Origin of the sequence: Stenotrophomonas sp. NPDC047960 (genome assembly GCF_043204395.1) — a bacterium.
Lineage (GTDB): Bacteria > Pseudomonadota > Gammaproteobacteria > Xanthomonadales > Xanthomonadaceae > Stenotrophomonas.
In genome coordinates, this window is sequence record NZ_JBIDBX010000001.1 from 719,454 (window position 1) to 740,879 (window position 21,426).

The 21,426-nt window shown below is 66.6% G+C and carries 25 protein-coding genes; 19 read left to right on the top strand and 6 right to left on the bottom strand.

Features of this window, described 5'->3' with window-relative positions; translation table 11 throughout:
* Positions 1-75: 75 nt before the first annotated feature.
* Both ACGFZ3_RS03460 and ACGFZ3_RS03465 read right to left on the bottom strand, forming a co-directional pair.
* A complete protein-coding gene (locus tag ACGFZ3_RS03460) occupies positions 76-735 on the bottom strand; it encodes an exopolysaccharide biosynthesis protein (protein WP_392916401.1) in 660 nt (219 codons plus the stop codon).
* Positions 719-1,975, bottom strand: a complete 1,257-nt coding sequence (locus ACGFZ3_RS03465; RefSeq protein ID WP_392917578.1) for a hemolysin family protein — start codon at positions 1,973-1,975, stop codon at positions 719-721. Before ACGFZ3_RS03465 ends, ACGFZ3_RS03460 begins: the two co-directional genes overlap by 17 nt.
* Before the next feature lie 338 nt (positions 1,976-2,313).
* Between ACGFZ3_RS03465 and ACGFZ3_RS03470 the strand changes: the two genes are divergently transcribed.
* On the top strand, positions 2,314-2,940 hold the full coding sequence (locus ACGFZ3_RS03470) for a DUF47 domain-containing protein (protein WP_392916403.1): 627 nt from the start codon (positions 2,314-2,316) through the stop codon (positions 2,938-2,940).
* A gap of 13 nt (positions 2,941-2,953) precedes the next feature.
* The gene (locus ACGFZ3_RS03475; protein WP_392916405.1) at positions 2,954-4,075 is read left to right on the top strand and encodes an anion permease; all 1,122 of its coding nucleotides are present in this window, start codon (positions 2,954-2,956) and stop codon (positions 4,073-4,075) included.
* Positions 4,076-4,649: 574 nt separating this feature from the next.
* Here the strand turns inward: ACGFZ3_RS03475 and parE are convergent.
* The gene (gene parE, locus ACGFZ3_RS03480; protein WP_392916408.1) at positions 4,650-6,539 is read right to left on the bottom strand and encodes a DNA topoisomerase IV subunit B; all 1,890 of its coding nucleotides are present in this window, start codon (positions 6,537-6,539) and stop codon (positions 4,650-4,652) included.
* A 161-nt stretch (positions 6,540-6,700) separates the two neighbouring features.
* Between parE and ACGFZ3_RS03485 the strand changes: the two genes are divergently transcribed.
* The 9 genes from ACGFZ3_RS03485 (at position 6,701) to truD (ending at position 13,349) form a co-directional block, all read left to right on the top strand.
* Entirely contained in the window at positions 6,701-6,934 is a 234-nt protein-coding gene (locus ACGFZ3_RS03485; RefSeq protein WP_392916411.1) for a hypothetical protein, read from the top strand.
* 109 nt (positions 6,935-7,043) lie between these two features.
* Positions 7,044-7,307, top strand: a complete 264-nt coding sequence (locus ACGFZ3_RS03490) for a hypothetical protein (RefSeq protein ID WP_392916414.1) — start codon at positions 7,044-7,046, stop codon at positions 7,305-7,307.
* On the top strand, positions 7,304-8,968 hold the full coding sequence (locus ACGFZ3_RS03495; protein WP_392916417.1) for a CTP synthase: 1,665 nt from the start codon (positions 7,304-7,306) through the stop codon (positions 8,966-8,968). The genes ACGFZ3_RS03490 and ACGFZ3_RS03495 overlap by 4 nt, the downstream gene beginning before the upstream one ends.
* Positions 8,969-9,081: 113 nt before the next feature.
* Positions 9,082-9,318, top strand: a complete 237-nt coding sequence (locus ACGFZ3_RS03500) for a hypothetical protein (RefSeq protein WP_392916420.1) — start codon at positions 9,082-9,084, stop codon at positions 9,316-9,318.
* Positions 9,319-9,437: 119 nt separating this feature from the next.
* The gene (gene eno / locus ACGFZ3_RS03505; protein WP_095364045.1) at positions 9,438-10,727 is read left to right on the top strand and encodes a phosphopyruvate hydratase; all 1,290 of its coding nucleotides are present in this window, start codon (positions 9,438-9,440) and stop codon (positions 10,725-10,727) included.
* Positions 10,728-10,732: 5 nt separating this feature from the next.
* Positions 10,733-11,083: a cell division protein FtsB gene (ftsB, locus tag ACGFZ3_RS03510; RefSeq protein ID WP_392916424.1), complete on the top strand. Its 351-nt coding sequence runs from the start codon at positions 10,733-10,735 to the stop codon at positions 11,081-11,083.
* On the top strand, positions 11,083-11,778 hold the full coding sequence (gene ispD / locus ACGFZ3_RS03515) for a 2-C-methyl-D-erythritol 4-phosphate cytidylyltransferase (RefSeq protein ID WP_392916427.1): 696 nt from the start codon (positions 11,083-11,085) through the stop codon (positions 11,776-11,778). Before ftsB ends, ispD begins: the two co-directional genes overlap by 1 nt.
* A gap of 36 nt (positions 11,779-11,814) precedes the next feature.
* Positions 11,815-12,309 (top strand): 2-C-methyl-D-erythritol 2,4-cyclodiphosphate synthase, encoded by a 495-nt coding sequence (gene ispF / locus ACGFZ3_RS03520; protein ID WP_392916430.1) that lies wholly within the window; start codon positions 11,815-11,817, stop codon positions 12,307-12,309.
* On the top strand, positions 12,306-13,349 hold the full coding sequence (gene truD, locus ACGFZ3_RS03525) for a tRNA pseudouridine(13) synthase TruD (RefSeq protein ID WP_392916433.1): 1,044 nt from the start codon (positions 12,306-12,308) through the stop codon (positions 13,347-13,349). The genes ispF and truD overlap by 4 nt, the downstream gene beginning before the upstream one ends.
* Before the next feature lie 79 nt (positions 13,350-13,428).
* Here truD and ACGFZ3_RS03530 read toward each other — a convergent pair whose 3' ends face one another.
* Positions 13,429-13,968, bottom strand: a complete 540-nt coding sequence (locus ACGFZ3_RS03530) for a Smr/MutS family protein (protein ID WP_392916436.1) — start codon at positions 13,966-13,968, stop codon at positions 13,429-13,431.
* Positions 13,969-14,155: 187 nt separating this feature from the next.
* Between ACGFZ3_RS03530 and surE the strand changes: the two genes are divergently transcribed.
* Genes surE through ACGFZ3_RS03550 form a run of 4 tightly spaced genes read left to right on the top strand, consistent with a single transcriptional unit; the run spans position 14,156 to position 17,022 of the window.
* The gene (surE, locus tag ACGFZ3_RS03535) at positions 14,156-14,935 is read left to right on the top strand and encodes a 5'/3'-nucleotidase SurE (protein WP_392917581.1); all 780 of its coding nucleotides are present in this window, start codon (positions 14,156-14,158) and stop codon (positions 14,933-14,935) included.
* Positions 14,932-15,609 (top strand): protein-L-isoaspartate(D-aspartate) O-methyltransferase, encoded by a 678-nt coding sequence (locus tag ACGFZ3_RS03540; protein ID WP_392916439.1) that lies wholly within the window; start codon positions 14,932-14,934, stop codon positions 15,607-15,609. The genes surE and ACGFZ3_RS03540 overlap by 4 nt, the downstream gene beginning before the upstream one ends.
* A 19-nt stretch (positions 15,610-15,628) precedes the next feature.
* Positions 15,629-16,243, top strand: coding sequence for a YqaA family protein (locus ACGFZ3_RS03545; protein WP_392916442.1), 615 nt, complete (start codon positions 15,629-15,631; stop codon positions 16,241-16,243).
* A complete protein-coding gene (locus tag ACGFZ3_RS03550) occupies positions 16,240-17,022 on the top strand; it encodes a peptidoglycan DD-metalloendopeptidase family protein (RefSeq protein WP_392916445.1) in 783 nt (260 codons plus the stop codon). The genes ACGFZ3_RS03545 and ACGFZ3_RS03550 overlap by 4 nt, the downstream gene beginning before the upstream one ends.
* 88 nt (positions 17,023-17,110) lie before the next feature.
* On the opposite strand, the gene ACGFZ3_RS03555 is transcribed toward ACGFZ3_RS03550, so the two are convergent.
* The gene (locus ACGFZ3_RS03555; RefSeq protein WP_392916448.1) at positions 17,111-17,506 is read right to left on the bottom strand and encodes an Mth938-like domain-containing protein; all 396 of its coding nucleotides are present in this window, start codon (positions 17,504-17,506) and stop codon (positions 17,111-17,113) included.
* Between the two features lie 5 nt (positions 17,507-17,511).
* A complete protein-coding gene (gene yhbY, locus ACGFZ3_RS03560; protein WP_392916451.1) occupies positions 17,512-17,817 on the bottom strand; it encodes a ribosome assembly RNA-binding protein YhbY in 306 nt (101 codons plus the stop codon).
* Between the two features lie 65 nt (positions 17,818-17,882).
* Here yhbY and rlmE point away from each other — a divergent pair, with 65 nt between their 5' ends.
* The 4 genes from rlmE to ACGFZ3_RS03580 all read left to right on the top strand — a co-directional run bounded on the left by rlmE (position 17,883) and on the right by ACGFZ3_RS03580 (position 21,385).
* On the top strand, positions 17,883-18,515 hold the full coding sequence (gene rlmE / locus ACGFZ3_RS03565; RefSeq protein ID WP_068850870.1) for a 23S rRNA (uridine(2552)-2'-O)-methyltransferase RlmE: 633 nt from the start codon (positions 17,883-17,885) through the stop codon (positions 18,513-18,515).
* Positions 18,516-18,568: 53 nt separating this feature from the next.
* A complete protein-coding gene (ftsH, locus tag ACGFZ3_RS03570) occupies positions 18,569-20,509 on the top strand; it encodes an ATP-dependent zinc metalloprotease FtsH (protein WP_392916455.1) in 1,941 nt (646 codons plus the stop codon).
* Between the two features lie 109 nt (positions 20,510-20,618).
* On the top strand, positions 20,619-20,801 hold the full coding sequence (locus ACGFZ3_RS03575) for a hypothetical protein (protein WP_392916458.1): 183 nt from the start codon (positions 20,619-20,621) through the stop codon (positions 20,799-20,801).
* Between the two features lie 86 nt (positions 20,802-20,887).
* A complete protein-coding gene (locus ACGFZ3_RS03580) occupies positions 20,888-21,385 on the top strand; it encodes a hypothetical protein (protein WP_392916461.1) in 498 nt (165 codons plus the stop codon).
* The last annotated feature ends 41 nt before the right edge of the window (positions 21,386-21,426 follow it).

Consider the following 21,426-nt stretch of genomic DNA (forward strand, 5'->3'; position numbering starts at 1 on the left):
CGGGCGCTGCCCACGGTTTGCTGTTTGCATGACGCCAACAGCAACCGGTAGGTCCCGACCGTTGGTCGGGACGCTTTAAAACCAGCGCTGGAACAGCTCGGTCAGGTAGTGCACCAACTGCCCCGAGCTGAAGCCGAAGAACAGCACCGCGGCAATCGCGCCGATCCAGTTGACCAGCATCAGGGTGCCATCGCGCTCCAGCAATGCCAGCGAAAACAGCAGCAGCTGGAATCCGAACAGATAGTTGGTGAACGGGATCGGCAGCGAGAGCAGCACGCCGGTCAGCACCAGCAGCAGGCCGCTGAACGCGTGCGCAGGCAGTGGCACCAGCAGCACCGGGCGGCGCGGCTTCAGCATGCGATCCAGGCGCCGCAGCGCCCCATCGATCCTGCCCAGGAATTTATGCATGGTGCCGCGCCGCGGTCCGCGGTTGGCGATTAACCCCGGCAGCCAGGGTCGCCGCAGCCCGAAGAGCATCTGCACGCCGATCAGCACTACGAGCGGGCCGCTGACGGCGCCTCCCAGCCCGGGGACCGGAATGAACGAAGGCAGGATCGCGATGAACAGGAACACCCCGAACGCGCTCTGCTGCAGCCCCTGCAGGATCTGCCCCAGCCGCAGCCGTTCGTCGGGATCGCCATGGTCGAACATCGCCAGCAGCGTGCGGATGCCTTCGTTCTGGTACTCAGGCCGGCGCTGGTCCGGCGCCGGGGGCAGATCAGCCGGTGAGTTCATCGGTCTCCTCTTCGGCCAGCGTGCGCAGCAGCAGTTTGTCCACGCGCGCGCCATCCAGGTCGACGATCTCGATCCGCCAGCCAGCCCAGTCGAAGTACTCCCCGGCATGCGGAATGCGGCCGAAGTAATGGATGCACATGCCGGCCAGCGTGTAGTAGTCGCCATCCTCGGCATCGGGCAGTTCTGCATTGCCCATCAACTCGCGCAGGTCTTCGATCGACAGTGACCCGTCCACCAGCAGGGAGCCGTCCTCGCGGGTCACCACCAGCGCGTCCTCGTCGACGTTCTCCACCGACTGCATGCGGCCGACCACCGCGCCCATCAGGTCGCTGATGGTCACCAGGCCCTGGATCTCGCCGTACTCGTCCACCACCAGCGCCACTGACTGCTGTTCCTCGCGGAAAATCTCCAGCAGCTTCATCGCGTGGGTGGACTCGGACACATAGAGCGGTTCGCGCAGCTGCTGGAACAGCGAGTGCTCATCGCGCACCAGGCGGGTCACGAGGCTCTTGACCTCGAGCACGCCGACGATGTCCTGGTCATTGCCGCGGAACACCGGGTAGCGCGAGAACTCGTGCTCGCGCATGGTCGCCAGATTCTTTTCGGGGTCGGCCTGGGTGTCCAGCCATGCGATCCGGTTGCGCGGGGTCATCAGGCTGTCGGCAGTGCGGTCGCCCAGGCGCATCACCCGGTTCATCATGTCGCGCTCGTGCGCATCGATCACGCCGGCCTCGTGGCTTTCGGCCACCAGCATGCGGATCTCTTCTTCGGTCACCGTGGCAGCCTCGTCGTTGCCCAGACCCAGCAGGCGCAGGACCAGCCGGGTGGTCTTGGACAGCAGCCAGACGAACGGAAAGGCCAGCTTGGCCAGCCCGCTCATGGGCAGGGCAACCAGGCCTGCGATGTCCTCGGAGCGCGTCAGGGCCAGGCGCTTGGGCACCAGCTCGCCGAAGATCAGGGTCACGAACGTGATCAGGGTAACGGCCAGACCCTTGCCGACCAGTTCGGCGTGGCCGAAGCCAGGCATCAGGCCCTTGATCCAGGTGGCGATGGCCTCGCCGATGGCGTCGCCGCCGAGCAGGCCGGTCAACACGCCGATCACGGTGATGCCGATCTGGACGGTGGAGAGGAAGCTCTCCGGTTTCTCGGCCAGTTCCAGGGCCTTGGCGGCGCGCTTGGAATTGCCGGCCATCTGCTTCAAGCGGCTCTTGCGTGAGGTCATGACCGACATTTCGGACATGGCGAAGAACCCGTTGAGCAGGATCAGGGCAAACACAAGCAGGATCAGTTCAAACACGGGCGTCGTCCCCGGTTGGTGGCAGGGAGGGCGTGTTCAAGCGGCGGCGGCTACCGGGCCAGGTCAAACCTGGCGGGCGCGGCGGGGGATAAGGGTCGTCGTCCATAGAGTGCACCCGAAGGTGCCCGCGCATCTTAACAAAAGCCGGGGGGAGGGGTGCAAACAGGGTCGTTCAGGTGGGCCGGTGGCGGTGTGAAGATGACGGGAGTACCCGGATCGGACATCAAACCGTCATAATTCCGCCCGGTGCCGTCCTTCCTCGACGGCGGATAGGTTTCTCAATGTTCTCTCTGCAGACCATTTTCGGCTCCGGCAAACAGTTCTACACCCTGCTGGACGAGGCTGCGCAAGCGGCCCACGACAGCGCCAAGGCGCTGCATTCGATGCTGCGCGACGCCGACCGGCAGCCGGCGCTGGACGCTTTCAAGCTGGCCCGCCTGCGCGAACGCGCCGCCTCTGACAAGATCAGCCAGGCGCTGGTGGACAGCTTCATGACCCCGATCGAGCGCGAAGACATCGAAGCGCTGGGCTCGGCGCTGTACAAGATTCCCAAGCAGGTCGAGAAGTTCGCCGACCGCTACTCGCTTGCCACCAAGCACCTGGAGCACATCGACTTCGCGCCGCGCGCGGCGATGCTCGAGCAGGCCGCCAGCGTGGTGGTGGAGATGGTGCACGACCTGCGCAACATGAACTTGGACCGGATGACCGCGCTCAACGAGAAGCTGCGCGCGCTGGAGAATGAAGCCGACCGCCTGATGCTCGAGCTGTACCGCGACATCTACTCCGGCCGCCTGGACAACCTGCAGATGTTCCTGCTCAAGGAGTTCTTCGAGATCCTGGAAAAGGCCATCGACCGTTGCCGCGAGGCCGGCGTGGTGGCGTACCAGATCGTGCTGAAGAACAGCTGACGGACGCCACAGCATGCTGACCCTCGTTCTGGTGGTGATCCTGGCCGCGCTCGTCTTCGAGTTCATCAACGGCTTCCACGACACCGCCAACTCCATCGCCACCGTGGTGGCGACCAAGGTGCTCTCGCCCGGCTGGGCGGTGATGCTCGCCGCTTTCATGAACCTCATCGGTGCCCTGACCGGCACTGCCGTGGCGCTGACCATCGCTTCGGGCCTGCTCAACACCGGCGTGGTCGACGTGACCCCGCAGGTGATTCTGTGCGCGCTGCTGGGCGGCATCATCTGGAACCTGATCACCTGGTGGAAGGGCCTGCCGTCGTCGTCCTCCCACGCGTTGATCGGCGGCCTCTGCGGTGCCGGTCTGGCCGCGGCCCACAACAATTGGGACGCGCTGATCTGGTCCGAACGCATCGGCACCTGGGCGCAGAACAAGGGCCTGCTGTGGAAGGTGTTCCTGCCGATGATCACCTCGCCGATTGCAGGCTTCCTGCTCGGTATCGTGGTGATGCTGCTGCTGTGGGCGATCATCGCAGGCATGGCCAAGGTGGGCGGCTGGCTCGGTCGCCTGGCCCGCCCGCGCATCGTCAACGCGTTCTTCGGCAAGGCGCAGATCGTCTCGGCGGCCTACATGGGCTTTGCCCACGGCCACAACGATGCGCAGAAGACCATGGGCATCATCGCCATGACCCTGATCGGCGCCGAGGCGACCGGCGCACTGAACGACCTGCCGTCCTGGCTGGCGTTCATGCACCCGGACGCCCACGCCGGTGACGGCATCGCCATGTGGATCGTGCTGACCTGCGCGGTGGTGATGGCGGCCGGAACCGCCTCGGGCGGCTGGAAGATCATCAAGACGCTGGGCCACAAGATGGTCAAGCTGCACCCGATCCACGGCTTCGCCGCCGAAACCAGCTCGGCCACGATCCTGACCCTGGCCGCGCACTTCGGCATGCCGGTGTCGACCACCCACAGCATCTCGACCGCGATCATGGGCGTGGGCTACGCCAAGAACCCGCGTTCGCTGCGCTTCGGCGTGATCGAGCGCATCGTCTGGGCCTGGATCCTCACCATCCCGGCCGCCGGCGGCTGCGCCTACCTGATCCTGAAGCTGTTCGAGCTGTTCGGCTGGGCCTGATGGTGTTGGTTTGAAAAGCGAAAAGCCCGGCTTCGGCCGGGTTTTTTGTATCTGCTGGTTGGTCTCTTGGAGCAGCGTTTTCATTCTTCCCGGCTGGGGCAGCCGACGGGCAGCCCCCGACAGATGGTCGCGTGCGGATACGAAAATCAGACATGCATGGCGTGTCCCTACGCGGCGGGTACGTCGAATGAACCTCCGACCGGTAGCGTCGGTTTCCCAACGATGGCACGGAACGCCACCGCGGCCGGTAACGCATGAAAATGATCAGGACCGCCGTTGATCTTCCCATGGCCACCGACACACTGTCGGGGGTCGGCGGGGGCGGGGGTACGGGGGCTTTACCAAACATGGATGTTTGGTAAGAGCCCCCAAGGATGGGTTCACGGCGCCCCCCGTACCCCCGCACCCGCCGGCCCAGCTCAGGCCATGCGCGGCCCAAAGGCTGTTCGCCCAGATGCATGAAGCTGCCGGGCAGGGCCCGGCACTACGGGAGTGTCTGCAACCCCGACGTTTGCAGGCCACGCAGCCGGGCAGCCAAAAAAAATCCCGCCGAAGCGGGATTTTTCATCAGCAATCAGACCTCAAGCGAAGCCAGGTCGCCCTTGTTCTCCAGCCACTGCTTGCGGTCGCCCGCGCGCTTCTTGGCCAGCAGCATGTCCATCAGCGCGCTGGTCTGCTCGCCGTCGTCCACCGTCAGCTGCACCAGGCGGCGCGTGTCGGGGTGGATGGTCGACTCGCGCAACTGGTGCGGGTTCATTTCGCCCAGGCCCTTGAAGCGGGTCACGTTGACCTGGCCCTTGATCTTCTCGCGCTCGATCTTGTCCAGCAGCGAACGCTTCTCTTCCTCGTCCAGCGCGTAGAACACCTGCTTGCCCACGTCGACGCGGAACAGAGGTGGCATTGCCACGAACACGTGGCCCGCATCCACCAGCGCGGGGAAGTGCTTCAGGAACAGCGCCGTCAGCAGTGTCGCGATATGCAGGCCGTCGGAGTCGGCGTCGGCCAGGATCACCACCTTGCCGTAACGCAGCCCGCTGATGTCGTCCTTGCCCGGGTCGCAGCCGATCGCGATCGCCAGGTTGTGCACCTCCTCCGACGCCAGCACGCTGCCCGATGAGACCTCCCAGGTGTTCAGGATCTTGCCGCGCAGCGGCATGATCGCCTGGAAGTCCTTGTCGCGCGCCTGCTTGGCACTGCCGCCCGCCGAATCGCCCTCGACCAGGAACAGCTCCGTCCGCGACAGGTCCTGGCTGATGCAGTCGGCCAGCTTGCCCGGCAGGGCAGGGCCCTGGGTGACCTTCTTGCGCACCACCAGCTTTTCGGTCTTCAGACGCGCACTGGCACGTTCGATCGCCAGCTGCGCGATCTGCTCGCCCAGCGCCACGTTCTGGTTCAGGAGCAGGCTGAAGGCGTCGTGCGCCGCGCCTTCGACGAAGCCGGCGGCCTGGCGCGACGACAGCCGTTCCTTGGTCTGCCCGCTGAACTGCGGGTCGGTCATCTTCAGCGACAGCACGAACGACACGCGGTCCCACACGTCTTCCGGCGCCAGCTTCACCCCGCGCGGCAGCAGGTTGCGGAAATCGCAGAACTCGCGCAGCGCCTCGGTCAAGCCGGTGCGCAGGCCGTTGGCATGGGTGCCGTGCTGCGCGGTCGGAATCAGGTTGACGTAGCTTTCCTGGACCAGCTCGCCTTCCGGCAGCCAGGCCACCGCCCAGTCCACCACCTCGGTGTCTTTCTTCAGCTGGCCCACGAACAGCTCAGCCGGCAGCATCTCGCGTTCGCCCAGCTCGGCCTTCAGGTAATCGCTCAGGCCATCCTCGTAGTACCACGTGTCCTGCTCGTCGGTGGCCTCGTCGCGCAGCTTCACCGTCAGGCCGGGGCACAGCACCGCCTTGGCGCGCAGCAGGTGGCGCAGCGCACGCAGGTTGTACTTGGGCGTATCGAAGTACTTCGGGTCGGCCCAGAAGCGCACCCGCGTACCGGTGTTCTTCCTGCCCACGCTGCCGACCACTTCCAGCGGCGTTGCGCGGTCGCCATTGCGGAAGGTGATGCGGTGCTCGCTGCCGTCGCGACGGATGTGCACTTCCACCAGCGTCGACAGCGCATTGACCACGCTCACGCCCACGCCGTGCAGGCCGCCGGAGAAGGTGTAGTTCTTGTTGTTGAACTTGCCGCCCGCATGCAGCCGGGTGAGGATCAGCTCGACGCCCGGGACCTTCTCTTCCGGGTGGATGTCCACCGGCATGCCGCGGCCGTCATCGGTGACCTCGCAGCTGCCGTCCTTGTACAGGGTGACCTCGACCGTCCGGGCGTGCCCGGCCAGCGCTTCGTCCACGGCGTTGTCGATCACTTCCTGCGCCAGGTGGTTCGGACGCGCGGTGTCGGTATACATGCCCGGGCGGCGCTTGACCGGGTCCAGGCCGGACAGGACTTCAATATCGGCGGCGTTATAGCGGGTGTTCATCTGTCTTCATAAAGCGCATAGCGACGGCGAAGTTTGCGGTCTGGCCGGTTTTTTTGCACGCCGCACGTTCAGGGGGCGGCCGACCACCCCGCGGTAGACTGTCCTGGATGGGAAAAACCGGAGCCCCGGCCCCATCCCCAGCCCTATGCGAGGAGACCCCCATGAAGAAGTTGCTGACCATCGTTGCCATTGCCGCCGCCGTCGTGGCCGTGCCGCTGGCAATGGCGCAGAACGCCGGACAGGGCCAGTCCACCGCGCAGCAGGCCGAGGCCAAGGCGCAGGCCGAAGCCGACGCCAAGGCCAAGCGCCGCGCCGCTGCCACCGCCGAAATGAAGGCCAATGGCCAGCAGGCGCCGCAGAAGGAAGAGGAAGAAGAGGCCAAGAAGAAGCGCTGAACACGCCTTCCGGCCTCCCCGACGCCCCGGCTTGCCGGGGCGTCTTCGTTCGTGCCCCCTTGGGCTGGACGCGCTCAATCTGTAAACTATGGCTTTCCGGGAGCAGTACGTGTCATCCATCAGCGAATGGACTGGTCTGGTCGTGCGCGGCCGCCAGCAGGTCAGGCAGGAGGTGACGGTCCCATCGGCGACCGGCACGGCCGCCCCGACCTCGCCGACCGGCAGCCACGTCATCGCTCCCCAGATCCCGGCCCTGGCGCGTGAACACCCCGCCGCCGCCGCCCGGACCTCCCCCGATTTCCCCTTCACGTCGTCCGCCGCCCCGCGCGCCGGCGCCGTTTCCCCCTTCCTGACAGGACACCCCCAGCCATGACTCCCTTGATCTTCGTAACCGGCGGCGTGGTTTCCTCGCTCGGCAAAGGCATTGCCGCCGCCTCGCTTGCCTCCATCCTCGAGGCCCGTGGCCTGAAGGTCACGATGATGAAGCTCGATCCGTACATCAACGTCGACCCGGGCACCATGAGCCCGTTCCAGCACGGTGAGGTGTATGTCACCGACGACGGCGCCGAAACCGACCTGGATCTCGGGCACTACGAGCGCTTCGTGCGCACCCGACTGAGCCGCAAGAACTCGGTCACCACCGGCCGCATCTACGAAAACGTGATCCGCAAGGAGCGCCGCGGCGATTATCTGGGCGCCACCGTGCAGGTCATCCCGCACATCACCGACGAGATCCGCCGCTGCATGGATGAAGCCACCGAGGGCTTCGACGTGGCGCTGGTGGAAATCGGCGGCACCGTGGGCGACATCGAATCGCTGCCGTTCCTGGAAGCCATCCGCCAGGTGCGCACCGAGCGGGGACCGGAGAAGGCGCTGTTCATGCACCTCACCCTGGTGCCGTACATCGCCGCCGCCGGTGAACTCAAAACCAAACCAACCCAGCACTCGGTCAAGGAACTGCGCTCGATCGGCATCCAGCCCGACGTGCTTCTGTGCCGTTCAGAGCAGCCGGTGCCCGAGTCCGAGCGCCGCAAGATCGCCCAGTTCACCAACGTCTCCGAGCGCGCCGTGATCAGCGTGCCGGATGTCGATGTGCTCTACCGCATCCCGATGGGCCTGCACGAGCAGGGCCTGGATGAAATCGTGATCAACCAGCTCAAGCTGGGCGACAAGGCAGGCCCGGCCGACCTGCACGAGTGGGAAGCGGCGGTGGATGCCACCCTGCACCCGCTGGACGAGGTCACCATCGCCGTGGTCGGCAAGTATGTCGACCACCAGGACGCCTACAAGTCCGTGGGCGAAGCGCTCAAGCACGGCGGCCTGCGCCAGCGCACCAAGGTCAACCTCAAGTGGCTGGAAGCGCAGGACCTGGAAGGCACCGACATGGCCGCGCTCAAGGACGTCGATGGCATCCTGGTGCCGGGCGGCTTCGGCGACCGCGGCTTCGAGGGCAAGGTGCTCACCTCGCAGTTCGCCCGTGAACATCAGCTGCCGTACTTCGGCATCTGCTACGGCATGCAGGCCGCCGTTGTGGACTTCGCCCGCAACGTGGTCGGTCTGGAGGGAGCCAACAGCACCGAGAACGACCGCCAGTCGCCGAACCCGGTGATCGGCCTGATCACCGAATGGCGTACCGCCACCGGCGATGTCGAAAAGCGCGACGACAAAAGCGACCTGGGCGGCACCATGCGCCTGGGTCTGCAGGAGCAGCGCCTGAAGCCGGGTACGCTGGCGCGCGAGCTCTATGGCAAGGACGTCGTGTCCGAACGCCATCGCCACCGCTACGAGTTCAACAACCGCTACCGCACGCAGCTGGAAGATGCCGGCCTTGTCATCGCCGGCAAGTCGATGGACGACACCCTGGTGGAAGTGATCGAACTGTCGCGCGACCAGCACCCGTGGTTCCTGGCGTGCCAGGCGCACCCGGAGTTCCTGTCCACCCCGCGCGATGGCCACCCGCTGTTCATCGGCTTCATCCGCGCCGCGCGTGAGCGCAAGGCGGGCGGCGCACTGCTGCAGGAAGCGCGCGCCTGAGCCAGGATCCGTGGGCGGCGCAGCAGGCGCGCCGCCAGCGCCGTCACTGGCGGGCCTGGCCTTGGGGCTGGGCAGCCCTGGCCCTGTCGCTCGCCAGCTGGGGCTGCGCGTTCGTGCTCATGGTGCTGGTGTTTTCCGCAGTGGGTTCGCCCGGTGATGGCAGCCATGCCATCCAGGCTGTCGCCACGCCCATCAACCTCGCCCTGGCGCTGGGCGCGACCTGCGCGCTGGGCACCGTGGTGTCCAGCGTGCTGGCCCTGCGCCTGCGCCGCCAGCCGGCCGGTGGCGGCGCCGCGTTGGGCCTGCTGGGCCTGCTGTTGATGCTGCTGCTGCTGCCGTCGCAGCTGTAGTCGCGAATGCCCTCTGCGCGCGGATTTGGCAAGCGGGGGGCAGGTGGGGATAATCACGCGGCACCTTTTGACGCACCTTTTTTTGGCGTTCCCCCTTTCTGACTGGTAACCGGCCCGCTATGACCACGATCCGCAGCATCCACGCCCGTGAAATCCTCGACAGCCGTGGCAACCCCACGCTGGAAGCAGAAGTCACCCTGGAGGACGGTTCGTTCGGCCGTGCCGCCGTGCCGTCGGGTGCCTCCACCGGCACCAAGGAAGCGGTCGAGCTGCGCGATGGCGACAAGACCCGTTACCTCGGCAAGGGCGTGCGCAACGCCGTCAACAACGTCAACACCACCATCGCCACCGCGCTGAAGGGGTTCGATGCGGCCGACCAGGAGGGCCTCGACCGCCGCCTGATCGACCTGGATGGCACCGAAAACAAGGGCCGCCTGGGTGCCAACGCACTGCTGGCCGTGTCCATGGCCAATGCCCATGCCGCCGCCGCCGCGAACAAGCAGGCGCTGTGGCAGTACCTGTCCAAGGGCAGCACCGACGTGAGCCTGCCGGTGCCGATGATGAACATCATCAACGGCGGCGCGCATGCCGACAACAACGTCGACTTCCAGGAATTCATGGTGCTGCCGGTCGGCTTCACCTCGTTCTCCGAAGCCCTGCGCGCCGGTACCGAAATCTTCCATTCGCTCAAGTCGGTGCTCAAGGGCCATGGGCTGAGTACGGCCGTGGGCGACGAAGGCGGGTTCGCCCCGGACTTCCGCAGCAACGTCGAAGCGCTCGACACCATCCTCGAAGCCATCGGCAAGGCCGGCTACACCGCCGGTGAAGACGTGCTGCTGGGCCTGGACGTGGCCTCCAGCGAGTTCTACGAAAATGGCAAGTACAACCTGGTGGGCGAAAACAAGCGCCTGACCTCCGAGCAGTTCGTCGATTTCCTGGCCGACTGGGCCGCCCAGTACCCGATCATCACCATTGAAGACGGCCTGGCCGAGAACGACTGGGCGGGCTGGAAGCTGCTTACCGACCGCATCGGCAAGAAGGTGCAGCTGGTCGGCGACGACCTGTTCGTGACCAACCCGAAGATCTTCAAGGAAGGCATCGAGTCCGGCACCGCCAATGCGATCCTGATCAAGGTCAACCAGATCGGCACGCTGACCGAGACCCTCGAAGCGATCGCCATGGCGCACCACGCCAATTACGCGGCCGTGGTCTCGCACCGTTCGGGTGAAACCGAAGACACCACCATCGCCGACATCGCCGTGGCCACCACCGCCACCCAGATCAAGACCGGCTCGCTGTGCCGCAGCGACCGTGTCGCCAAGTACAACCAGCTGCTGCGCATCGAGGAAGCCCTTGGTGCCGGCGCGCGTTACGCCGGCCGTGACGCGTTCGTGTCGTTGAAGCGCTGATCCGCATGCGCAACTGGCGCTGGCTGCTGCTGGTGCTCGCGGTACTGCTGGCATGGCTGCAGTACCGCTTCTGGTTCGGCCCGGGCAATTCGGGAGAGGTGATGACGCTCGAAGCCCAGGTCGAATCCCAGAAGCGCGACAATGCCGGCCTCCAGCAGCGCAACGATGCGCTGGCTGCCGAGGTCAAGGACCTCAAGGAAGGCGAGGCCGCCATCGAGGAGCGCGCGCGCAGCGAGCTGGGCATGATCAAGCCGGGCGAGAAGTTCTATCGCGTCGTCGAGAACGCTCCGGTGGCAGCGCCGCGCGCGCCAGCGCTGGCCGCCGACCCAGACGCGCCGCACCAGGAGGTACCCTGATGGGTACCGTCTGGGCCGTGGTTCCGGCCGCCGGCCGTGGCACCCGCTTCGGCAGCGACACGCCCAAGCAGTACCTGCTCGCGGGTGACCGGGTGCTGCTGGCGCACACCCTGGAAGCACTGCTCTCGCACCCGGTCGTAGCCGGGGTGATGGTGGCCATCGCCGAGAACGATGTCGACTGGCCGGGCTGGCAGTCGCTGGCCGGCAAACCGATCCTCACCTGTACCGGCGGGGCCACCCGCGCCGCCTCGGTGCTGGCTGGCCTGCAGGCGCTGCCCGGCAGCGTGCGTGCCGACGATTTCGTGCTGGTGCACGATGCCGCGCGGCCCAACCTGGCTGCAGCCGACCTCGGCCGCCTGCTGGAAGTGGGGCGTACCGATCCGGTCGGGGCCATCCTGGCCGCGCCGGTGCGCGACACGCTCAAACGGGCCGGCGACGACGGCGGCATCGACGGCACCGAACCGCGCGCGCGCCTGTGGCGTGCGCTGACCCCGCAGCTGTTCCGCCGCCATCAGCTGGCGCGCGCGCTGCAGGAGGCCGCTGCGGCCGGTATAGAGGTCACCGACGACGCCATGGCGATGGAGCGGCAGGGTCTACGTCCGTTGCTGGTCGAGGGCAACGAGGACAACTTCAAGGTCACCACCCCGGCTGATCTGTCCCGATTCGAATTCGAGCTGTCGCGCCGCGGCTCCTGAGCCGCGGCACGCCGGCCATCAACGCAGGTTTTTGCCATGAACACCCCGTTTCCTCCGGTCCGCATCGGGCAGGGTTATGACGTCCACGCCTTCGGCGAGGGCGACCACATCATGCTCGGCGGCATCCGCGTCGCGCACAGCTGCGGCGTGCTGGCGCACAGCGATGGCGATGTGATCCTGCACGCCCTGTGCGATGCCATGCTGGGCGCGCTGTCGCTGGGCGACATCGGCCAGCACTTCCCGCCGTCGGACATGCGCTGGAAGGATGCCGACAGCAGTCGTTTCCTGGACCACTGCAACAGCCTGCTGCGCGAACGCGGCTGGCAGGTCGGCAACACCGACATCACCGTGATCTGCGAACGGCCCAAAGTCGGCCCGCACGCGCTGGTCATGCGCGAGCGCATCGCCGCGTTGCTCGGTGTCCCGCTGGATGCAGTGAGCGTCAAGGCCACCACGTCCGAGAAGCTCGGTTTCACCGGGCGCGGCGAAGGCATCGCCGCCCAGGCCGTCGTGCTGCTGGTGGCACTGTGATTCCGTTGCCGCTGGCCTTTGGCGAAGCCCTGCTGCGCGCTGATATCCGCACCACCCCCGAAGATTTCCAGGTGGACGAGCTGCCGGCGTTCGAGCCGACCGGGGAGGGCGAGCACCTGCTGCTGACCATTCGCAAGCGCGGTGCCAACACCGTGCACGTGGCCAAGCTGCTGGCGAAGTGGGCCGGCCTGCCGGACATGGCGGTCAGCTACGCCGGCATGAAGGACCGGCATGCGGTCACCACCCAGCGGTTCAGCGTCCACCTGCCCAAACGGATCGCGCCGGACATCGCACTGCTGGCCTCCGATGAAGTGGAAGTGGTCGCGTCCACCTGGCACAACCGCAAGCTGCAGCGCGGCGCGCTGGCCGGCAACCGGTTCCGGCTGGTGCTGCGCAACGTGCAGGGCGAGGCGAAGGCGATCGACGAGCGGCTGTCGCTGATCGCCGCGCGTGGGCTGCCCAACTGGTTCGGCGAGCAGCGCTTCGGCCGCGATGGCGGCAACGTGCCGGCCGCGCTGGCCATGTTTGGCGGCCGCCGCGTGCGCCCCGACCAGCGCTCGCTGCTGCTCTCGGCCGCACGCTCGGCGCTGTTCAACCAGGTGCTGGCCGAACGCGTCGCGCAGGGCAACTGGGACAGCCCGCTGGAGGGTGAAGTGTGGATGCTCGATGGCAGCCGCAGCGTGTTCGGTCCCGAACCGTGGACCGACCTGCTGGCTGATCGGTTGGGCCGCTTCGACATTCATCCCAGCGGTCCGCTGTGGGGCGAGGGTGAGCTGCGCAGCACGGGTGCAGCGGCGGGGCTGGAACTGGGCGCGATCAGCGACGAGCAGTCGCTGCAGCTGCGCACCGGTCTGGAAGGCGCGCGCCTGAAGCAGGAGCGCCGCGCGTTGCGGTTGCGCCCGGCCAACCTGCAGCATCGCTGGCTGGAAGCGGACGTCCTCGAACTGACGTTCGCGCTGCCGCCGGGGTGCTATGCCACCGCCGTATTGCATGAGCTGGGCCAGGTCAATGACGTCGGAGGCGCGACGGCTCCGGAATGACCCTGCAGACACGCCATGCGTGTCAACGCCATGCCGAACAGGCCCGCAAATCGCCCTGCGTGTCCGGGCGGCGCAGATCTCACCGGTTCGCCAACAGCACCAATACCGCGCCCGTCCCGCCTTGCCCGGCGGGCGCCGAATGAAATGCCAGCACGTCATTGCGCTGGCGCAGCAGCCGGTCCACCAGGTTCTTCAGGATCGGCGCACCGCCATCGGACTGGAGCCCCTTGCCGTGGATGATGCGCACGCAGCCGTGCTCGTGCGCGTGCGCCTCCAGCAGGAACTGGCGCAGCAGCGCCTCCGCCTGCGCCACGGTAGCGCCGTGCAGGTCCAGTTCGTCCTGCACCGAATACTGGCCGCGCTTGAGCCGTTGGAACATCCGCGCCGGCAGATTCTCCCGCCGGTAGCTGGCAGTGTCGCCGGCCTCCAGGGGGCTGCTGTCGCGCAGCAGCCGGGCGAACTCGCCGCGCGCCGCATCCTCGTCCTGTTCGGCCATGCGTGCACGCGGCTTCGGCCGCGGCGTTGCCGGAGGCGCGGCCACCGGTTTGCGCAGTGGCGTGACCTCGCCGATGGCGGCGCGGAACAACGCGGCCGGATCTTCGTCTTCAGGATGTGACATGCGTACAGCCTAATGCCCTGGATCGGCCGTGCCTACCTCCCGCCGGGGTAGGCCGATCTGCCCGGTTGCGGCACAATAGCTGACGCACTTGCGCGGTCGGTGATCCCGTAACGGGTGAAGGCCGGCCCCGCCAACGCTGGAAAGTGATGGAAATGAAGTCTTGAACAATCAAGCGGTTAAAACCCAGATGCGGATCCTGGTCAGCAACGACGACGGTGTCGATGCGCCCGGCATCAGGATGCTCGCCAGCGTGCTGCGCGAGGTGGGTCACGACGTGATGGTGGTCGCCCCCGACCGCGACCGCTCCGGCGCCAGCAACTCGCTGACCCTGGACCTGCCGGTGCGGGTCAAGCGCATCGACCACTACACCTGTTCGGTGGCCGGTACTCCCACCGACTGCGTGCACCTGGCCCTGACCGGCCTGCTCGAATACGACCCGGACATCGTGGTGTCGGGCATCAACAACGCCGCCAACCTGGGCGACGACGTCATCTACTCCGGCACCGTATCGGCCGCGATGGAAGGGCGTTTCCTCGGCCTGCCGGCAGTGGCCATGTCGCTGGTGACCCACAACCACGATCCGCGCAATTTCGAAACGGCCGCGCGCGCCGCCGTGGAGATCGTCACCCGGCTCAAGGCCGACCCGCTGCCGGCCGACACCATCCTCAACGTCAATGTGCCCGACCTGCCGTGGGCGGAGGTGCGTGGCTTCGAAGTGACCCGCCTGGGCAACCGCCACCGTGCCGAAGGCTGCATTGCCCAGCGCGACCCGCGCGGCAATGAAGTGTTCTGGATCGGTCCGGCCGGGCGCGAACAGGATTCGGGGCCGGGCACGGACTTCCACGCCGTGCGCAACGGGTTCATCTCGATCACGCCGATCCAGGTCGATCTGACCCGCTACCAGGCATTGGAAAAGGTCGCCAGCTGGGTGGGCGGGCTGACCGCCGCGCTGGACCGGCCGGCATGAGCCAGCGCCTGCGCCTGCAGCCCGAAGCGGTCGGGATCGGCATGACTTCCCAGCGCGTGCGCGACCGCCTGGTCGACCGCCTGCGCGAAAGCGGGATCGCCGACGAGGCCACCCTCAATGCGATCCGGGTGGTGCCGCGGCATCTGTTCATCGATGAGGCCCTGGCCTCGCGTGCCTATGAAGACACCGCACTGCCGATCGGCCACGGCCAGACCATCTCACAGCCGTGGGTGGTGGCGCGGATGACCGAAGCGGTGCTGCAGTCGGCGCCGAAGAAAGTGCTGGAAGTGGGCACCGGCTCGGGTTACCAGGCCGCCGTACTCGGTGCGCTGGGGCTGGAGGTCTACACCGTTGAGCGCATCGGCGACCTTCTGCGCCAGGCGCGCAAGCGCTTCCGTGCGCTGGGCATGAACATCCGCAGCAAGCACGACGATGGCCGCATCGGCTGGGCCGAACACGGGCCGTTCGATGCCATCGTGGTGACCGCGGCCGCGCCGGCGCTGGTCGATGCGCTGGTCGAACAGCTGGCCGTGGGCGGACGCCTGGTCGCGCCGGTCGGCGGGGCAGGGGCGCAGTCGCTGATCCAGCTGACCCGTCGCGACGACGGCAGCGTTGAACAGCAGGTACTGGCGCCGGTCACGTTCGTGCCGCTGCTGTCTGGCATGCTGGACTGATTCCAAGGAGCGTTGCGTCATGAAGATTTTTGGTCCGCTGTACGAGCGGGCGATGAAGTGGGCCGCGCACGAGCGCGCCCCGACCTACCTGACGGTGCTGAGCTTCATCGAGGCAATCATCTTCCCGGTGATGCCGGAAGTGATGCTGGCGCCGATGTGCGTGGCCCAGCCCAAGCGCGGCTGGTGGTTCGCCACCCTCAGCCTGGCCGGTTCGATGGCCGGCGCGCTGGTCGGCTATGCACTGGGCCATTACGCGTTTGAAGCGATCAAGCCGCTGTTCGCCGCGATGGGCATGCTGTCCAGCATCGAAGGCGGCATCGCCATCGTGCAGGCCAAGATGGCCGAATCGCCGTGGGCGGTGTTCACCTTCCTGGTGCTGGGTGGCTTCATGCCCATCCCGATGAAGGTCTTCACCTGGGCATCGGGTATCGTCGGGGTGCCGCTGCCGCAGTATTTCCTGAGCATGCTGATCGGCCGGGGCAAGCGCGTGTATGTGCTTGCTGCCGTCATCCGCATTGGCGGGGCGCGCGCCGAAGCGGCGCTGCGGCGTTGGATTGAACCGCTGGGCTGGATCGCCACCGCATTGGTGGTGGGTCTGGTGGCCTGGCTTGTCTGGAGGTCGAAGTTCGCATGAGTGCTGATCGTTTGAGCGGGGCCGCACGGCTGACCGCACTGCTGCTGGTGGTGTCCACCCTGAGTGCCTGTGGCACGGCCACGGTGGTCAAGCCCTCCGGCGGGCGCACCGCGCACACCACGCCGCAGACCTCGGTGGCCAAGCCCGGCCAGACCGCCGTGGTGCGCCGTGGCGATACGCTGTACGCGCTGGCACGCATCCACAACATCACTCCGCGTGACCTGGCGGCCTGGAACGGGCTGGCCGAGCCGTACACGATCTATCCAGGCCAGGTCCTGCGGCTGTACCCGGGCGGCAGCGCGCCGGGCCGCGCGCCGACCACCGTCGTGACCGCGCCGCGACCGGGCGGCACCACGCCCACCCCGGCGCCTGCGCCGACGCCGTCGCCGACCACCGCGATCAAAAGCAACATCAGCTGGCGCTGGCCGGCCGATGGTGCCATCGTCGGCCGCTTCGTCGGTGCCGACGTCACCAAGCAGGGCGTGGATATCGCCGGCAGCAGTGGCCAGCCGGTGCGCGCCACCGCGCCGGGTGTGGTGGTCTATTCAGGTGCCGGGCTGGTCGGTTTCGGCGAGCTGATCATCATCAAGCACAACGATCAGTGGTTGTCGGCGTACGGTCACAACCGCAAGCGCCTGGTCAACGAAGGCCAGAGCGTCAAGGCAGGCGAGCAGATCGCGGAGATGGGCCGCACCGGCACCACCCGCGACATGCTGCACTTCGAGATCCGCTACAACGGCAAGCCGGTCGACCCGCTGTTGTACCTGCCGCCCCGGTAGAGCGACGCCATGCGTCGCTGCAGGGTCTGGTCAAGCGACACAGGAAAGGCTGCCAACGGCAGCCTTTCCTGAACGAAATCAGCGAATTTCAGCCCGGCAGCAGGATCGCCGCAGCTACCTTCCGGCTCTCGCTGGCGAGCAGGTTGAAGGTCCGCGCGGCGGCCGCATTGGTCATTACTTCAATGCCGATGCCACGGGTAAGGCAGGCCGCCAGGACGGCGGCTGACGGGAACTGCTGCGCCGCACCGGTACCCAGGATGACCAGCTCCGGCGCCAGCGCCAGCACCGGCTCCAGGTGTTCCGGGGTCAGTTCCCTGGCCGTGCGCGGTGCGGGCCAGGTCTCCATCAGCGCCTGCGGGGTGACGATGAAGCTCTGTCCCAGCTCTCGCGTGCGGACCTGCTCGCGGTCTTCAAGGACCACGGAATCGGCGCCGACAGCGCGGAACGCAAAGGCATAATCGGGAATCTCGTGGTTCAGCTGCATGGCGATCAGCCGCGCGGAAGCACGATCTGGCGCTGTTCCTTGCTCGGGCGGTACAGCACGGCCACGTGGCCGATGCGCTGCACCAGCGCGCTGTCGGAGGCCTGGACCAGCTCGGCGATCATGGCATCGCGGGCGTCACGGTCTTCCGCGCCCACCTTCACCTTGACCAGTTCATGGCGCTCCAGGACTTCGTCCAGTTCAGCCAGGAAGGCCGGCGTGACCCCCTTGCCGCCGATCTGCAGCAGGGCTTTCAGATCATGGGCTTGGCCGCGAAGGAAGCGGGTCTGGGACGAGGTCAGGACAATAGACATTCAGGAACAAGCGGTTAACTGGGGCGATCAGGGTATCATGACCACCCCGTCCGGCCCTATCTCCAATGGTTTCCCGCAGCAAGAGCAGCCAACGCTGGTTGAAAGAACACTTCGCCGATCCCTTCGTGAAGAAGGCCCAGGCCGAGGGCATGCGCTCGCGCGCGGCCTACAAGCTGGAGGAGCTGCTCGCGCGTGACCGGCTGCTGAAGCCGCATATGGTCGTGGTCGACCTGGGCGCCGCCCCCGGAGGCTGGTCCCAGCAGGTCCGGCGCCAGATCGGCGACACCGGTCGGGTGCTCGCTCTGGACATCCTGGAGATGCCGCCGCTGGCCGGCGTGGAGTTCCTTCACGGGGACTTCAGGGAGCAGGCCGTCCTATCTCAGTTCGAAGCCATGCTTGGGGATCAGCCGGTGGACCTTGTGCTATCGGATATGGCCCCCAATAAAAGTGGCATGGACGCGGTGGACCAGCCGCGGATGATGCACCTGGCGGAGTTGGCGCTGGATTTCGCCGACAACCATCTCAAGCCGGGCGGTGCGTTCCTGATCAAGCTGTTCCAGGGCGTGGGCTTTGACGACTACGTGCGCGAGATGCGCCGCCGGTACGACAAGGTCGTCATCCGCAAGCCTGAAGCGTCCCGGAAGCGCTCGCCCGAGGTGTATGCCTTGGGGCAGGGCAAACGGACCCAGATCAAGTAAGCTCAACCATACCAATAGCGTCAGGCATTAGAGGAACACCGGAGCCAATGAGGATGAACGACTTGACCAAGAACCTCCTGCTATGGGTGGTCGTCGCCGTGGTGCTCATGGTGGTGTTCCAGAGCTTCTCGCCAAAGAGCAGCGGCGCCGGTGCCCAGGGCGCCACGTATTCGCAGTTCCTGGACCAGGTGGACGGCGGCAATGTCCAGAAGGTCACCTTCAGCGGCGACATGCGCAGTGGCACCAACCAGATCTCGTACACCACGCGCAGCGGCCAGTCGGCCACCATCACCGCGCCGATGGACCGCGACCTGATCAACATCCTGCGCGCCAAGAACGTGGAAATCGTCCAGGAAGAGCCGTCCAGCGGCATCTCGCTGGGCGCGATCCTGATGAATTTCCTCCCGGTGATCCTGATCATCGGCTTCTGGTTGTTCATCATGCGCCAGATGCAGGGCGGTGGCGGCGGTGCCAAGGGCGCGATGTCCTTCGGCAAGTCGCGCGCCAAGCTGCAGGGCGAAGACCAGATCAAGGTCACTTTCGCGGATGTCGCCGGCTGCGACGAAGCCAAGGAAGAAGTCGGCGAACTGGTCGACTTCCTGCGCGATCCGACCAAGTTCACCAAGCTGGGCGGCAAGATCCCGCGCGGCGTGCTGATGGTCGGCCCGCCCGGTACCGGCAAGACCCTGCTGGCCCGTGCCATCGCCGGTGAAGCCAAGGTCCCGTTCTTCTCGATCTCCGGTTCGGACTTCGTGGAAATGTTCGTCGGCGTCGGCGCCAGCCGCGTGCGTGACATGTTCGAACAGGCCAAGAAGCAGGCCCCGTGCATCATCTTCATCGACGAAATCGATGCCGTCGGCCGCCATCGCGGTGCCGGCCTGGGCGGCGGTCATGACGAGCGCGAGCAGACCCTGAACCAGCTGCTGGTGGAAATGGACGGCTTCGAGGGAGGCGAGGGCGTGATCGTCATCGCCGCCACCAACCGTCCCGACGTGCTGGACCCGGCGCTGCTGCGCCCGGGCCGCTTCGACCGCCAGGTCGTGGTCGGGCTGGCCGACGTCAAGGGCCGCGAGCAGATCCTGAAGGTGCACATGCGCAAGCTGCCGCTGGCCGACGACGTCGAGCCGATGGTCATTGCGCGCGGCACCCCGGGCTTCTCCGGCGCCGACCTGGCCAACCTGTGCAATGAAGCGGCGTTGTTTGCCGCCCGCAGCAATGAGAAGGAAGTGCGCATGGAGCACTTCGACCGCGCCCGCGACAAGATCCTGATGGGTGCCGAGCGCCGTTCGATGGCCATGAGCGAAGAAGAAAAGACGCTCACTGCCTATCACGAAGCCGGCCACGCCATCGTCGGCCGGCTGGTGCCCGAGCATGACCCGGTCTACAAGGTCACCATCATCCCGCGCGGTCGCGCGCTGGGCGTGACCATGTACCTGCCGGAAGGCGACAAGTACTCGATGAACCGCGTGGCGATCGAATCGCAGCTGTGCTCGCTGTACGGTGGCCGCGTGGCCGAAGAGCTGATCTTCGGTGCCGACAAGGTCACCACCGGTGCCTCCAACGACATCGAGCGTGCCACCAAGATGGCCCGCAACATGGTCACCAAGTGGGGCCTGTCCGACGAGCTTGGTCCGATCGCCTATGGCGAAGAGGACGACGAGGTGTTCCTGGGCCGTTCGGTCACCCAGCACAAGAGCGTGTCCGACGATACCGCGCGCCGCATCGACGAAGTGGTGCGCAGCATCCTGGACAAGGCCTACGCCCGCACCACGGAGCTGGTCACCGCCAACCTCGACAAGCTGCACACGATGTCCCAGCTGCTGCTGCAATACGAGACCATCGATGCCCCGCAGATCGACGCCATCATGGAAGGCCGCGATCCGCCGCCGCCGATGGGATGGGGCAAATCCAACAAGGACGGTGGCAACAACAACGACAAGGGCGGCGACGCCCGTCCGGTGCCGCCGATCGCCGGGCCTGCCGAGCAGCTCTGACGATGGACAGGTAACGCATGCAGGCCGGGGAAACCCGGCCTTCATCGTTTCCGGGGCAGGCAATCCGGGCGACAATGAGGGCTGCCCCACATCTGTCCCCGGAGTATCCATGTCCACGCCGCCGCCCCCGGTCTCGCACACCACCGAAATGGTGATCGCCACGGTGGCAGGTGCCGCGGTAGGTCTGCTCAGCGAAAACTACCTGCTCGGCGGCATCGTCGGCATCGTGCTCGGCATTGTCTTGAGTGTGGCCAAGACCCTGTACCTTGACCGCAGGCGTCGCCGCCGCTGAGCCCTTGCGCTGCGACGCGGCAATCGGCACGATGCGCGGGCGCGGCTGCACCTCGCAACCGCTGCCATCATTCCAGGGGGAATATCATGCGTCATTCACTGTGCGCGGCGACTGCCGTGCTGCTCTGCCTTGCCACGCCTGCCATGGCGGACACCATCCACGTGCAGGATCCGATTCCGTTCTCGGAGTCGGCCTATATCGCCGACAACATCAAGGCCGAGTGCCGCATGGGCGCGCAGCTTGCGACCGCGCTGGGCAGCAGTGCCCCGAAGTTCGGCAATACGATCGCCTTCGATTCGCAGCCCGTCTCCACGGGGCGGGCGCTGAAGCTGGAGCTGGTGGAGGCACAGAGTGCCGGCAACGCCTTCAGCGGTCACTTCAAGTCGGCAACCGTACGCGGCGTGCTGACCCAGGACGGCCAGAAGGTGGCCGCCGTGACCGCGCGTCGGGTGTCCCGCGGCGGCGCGTTCGGCGGATTCAAGGGTTCCTGCGACGTGCTCGAGCGCGTGGTCACCGCCATCGGCAGCGACCTGGCCCAATGGCTGGCAAACCCGACCGACGAGGCCAAGCTGGGCGACTTCTAGCCGGGCAGACCCCGCGCGATGCGGGTTATCGGAGTACGCCA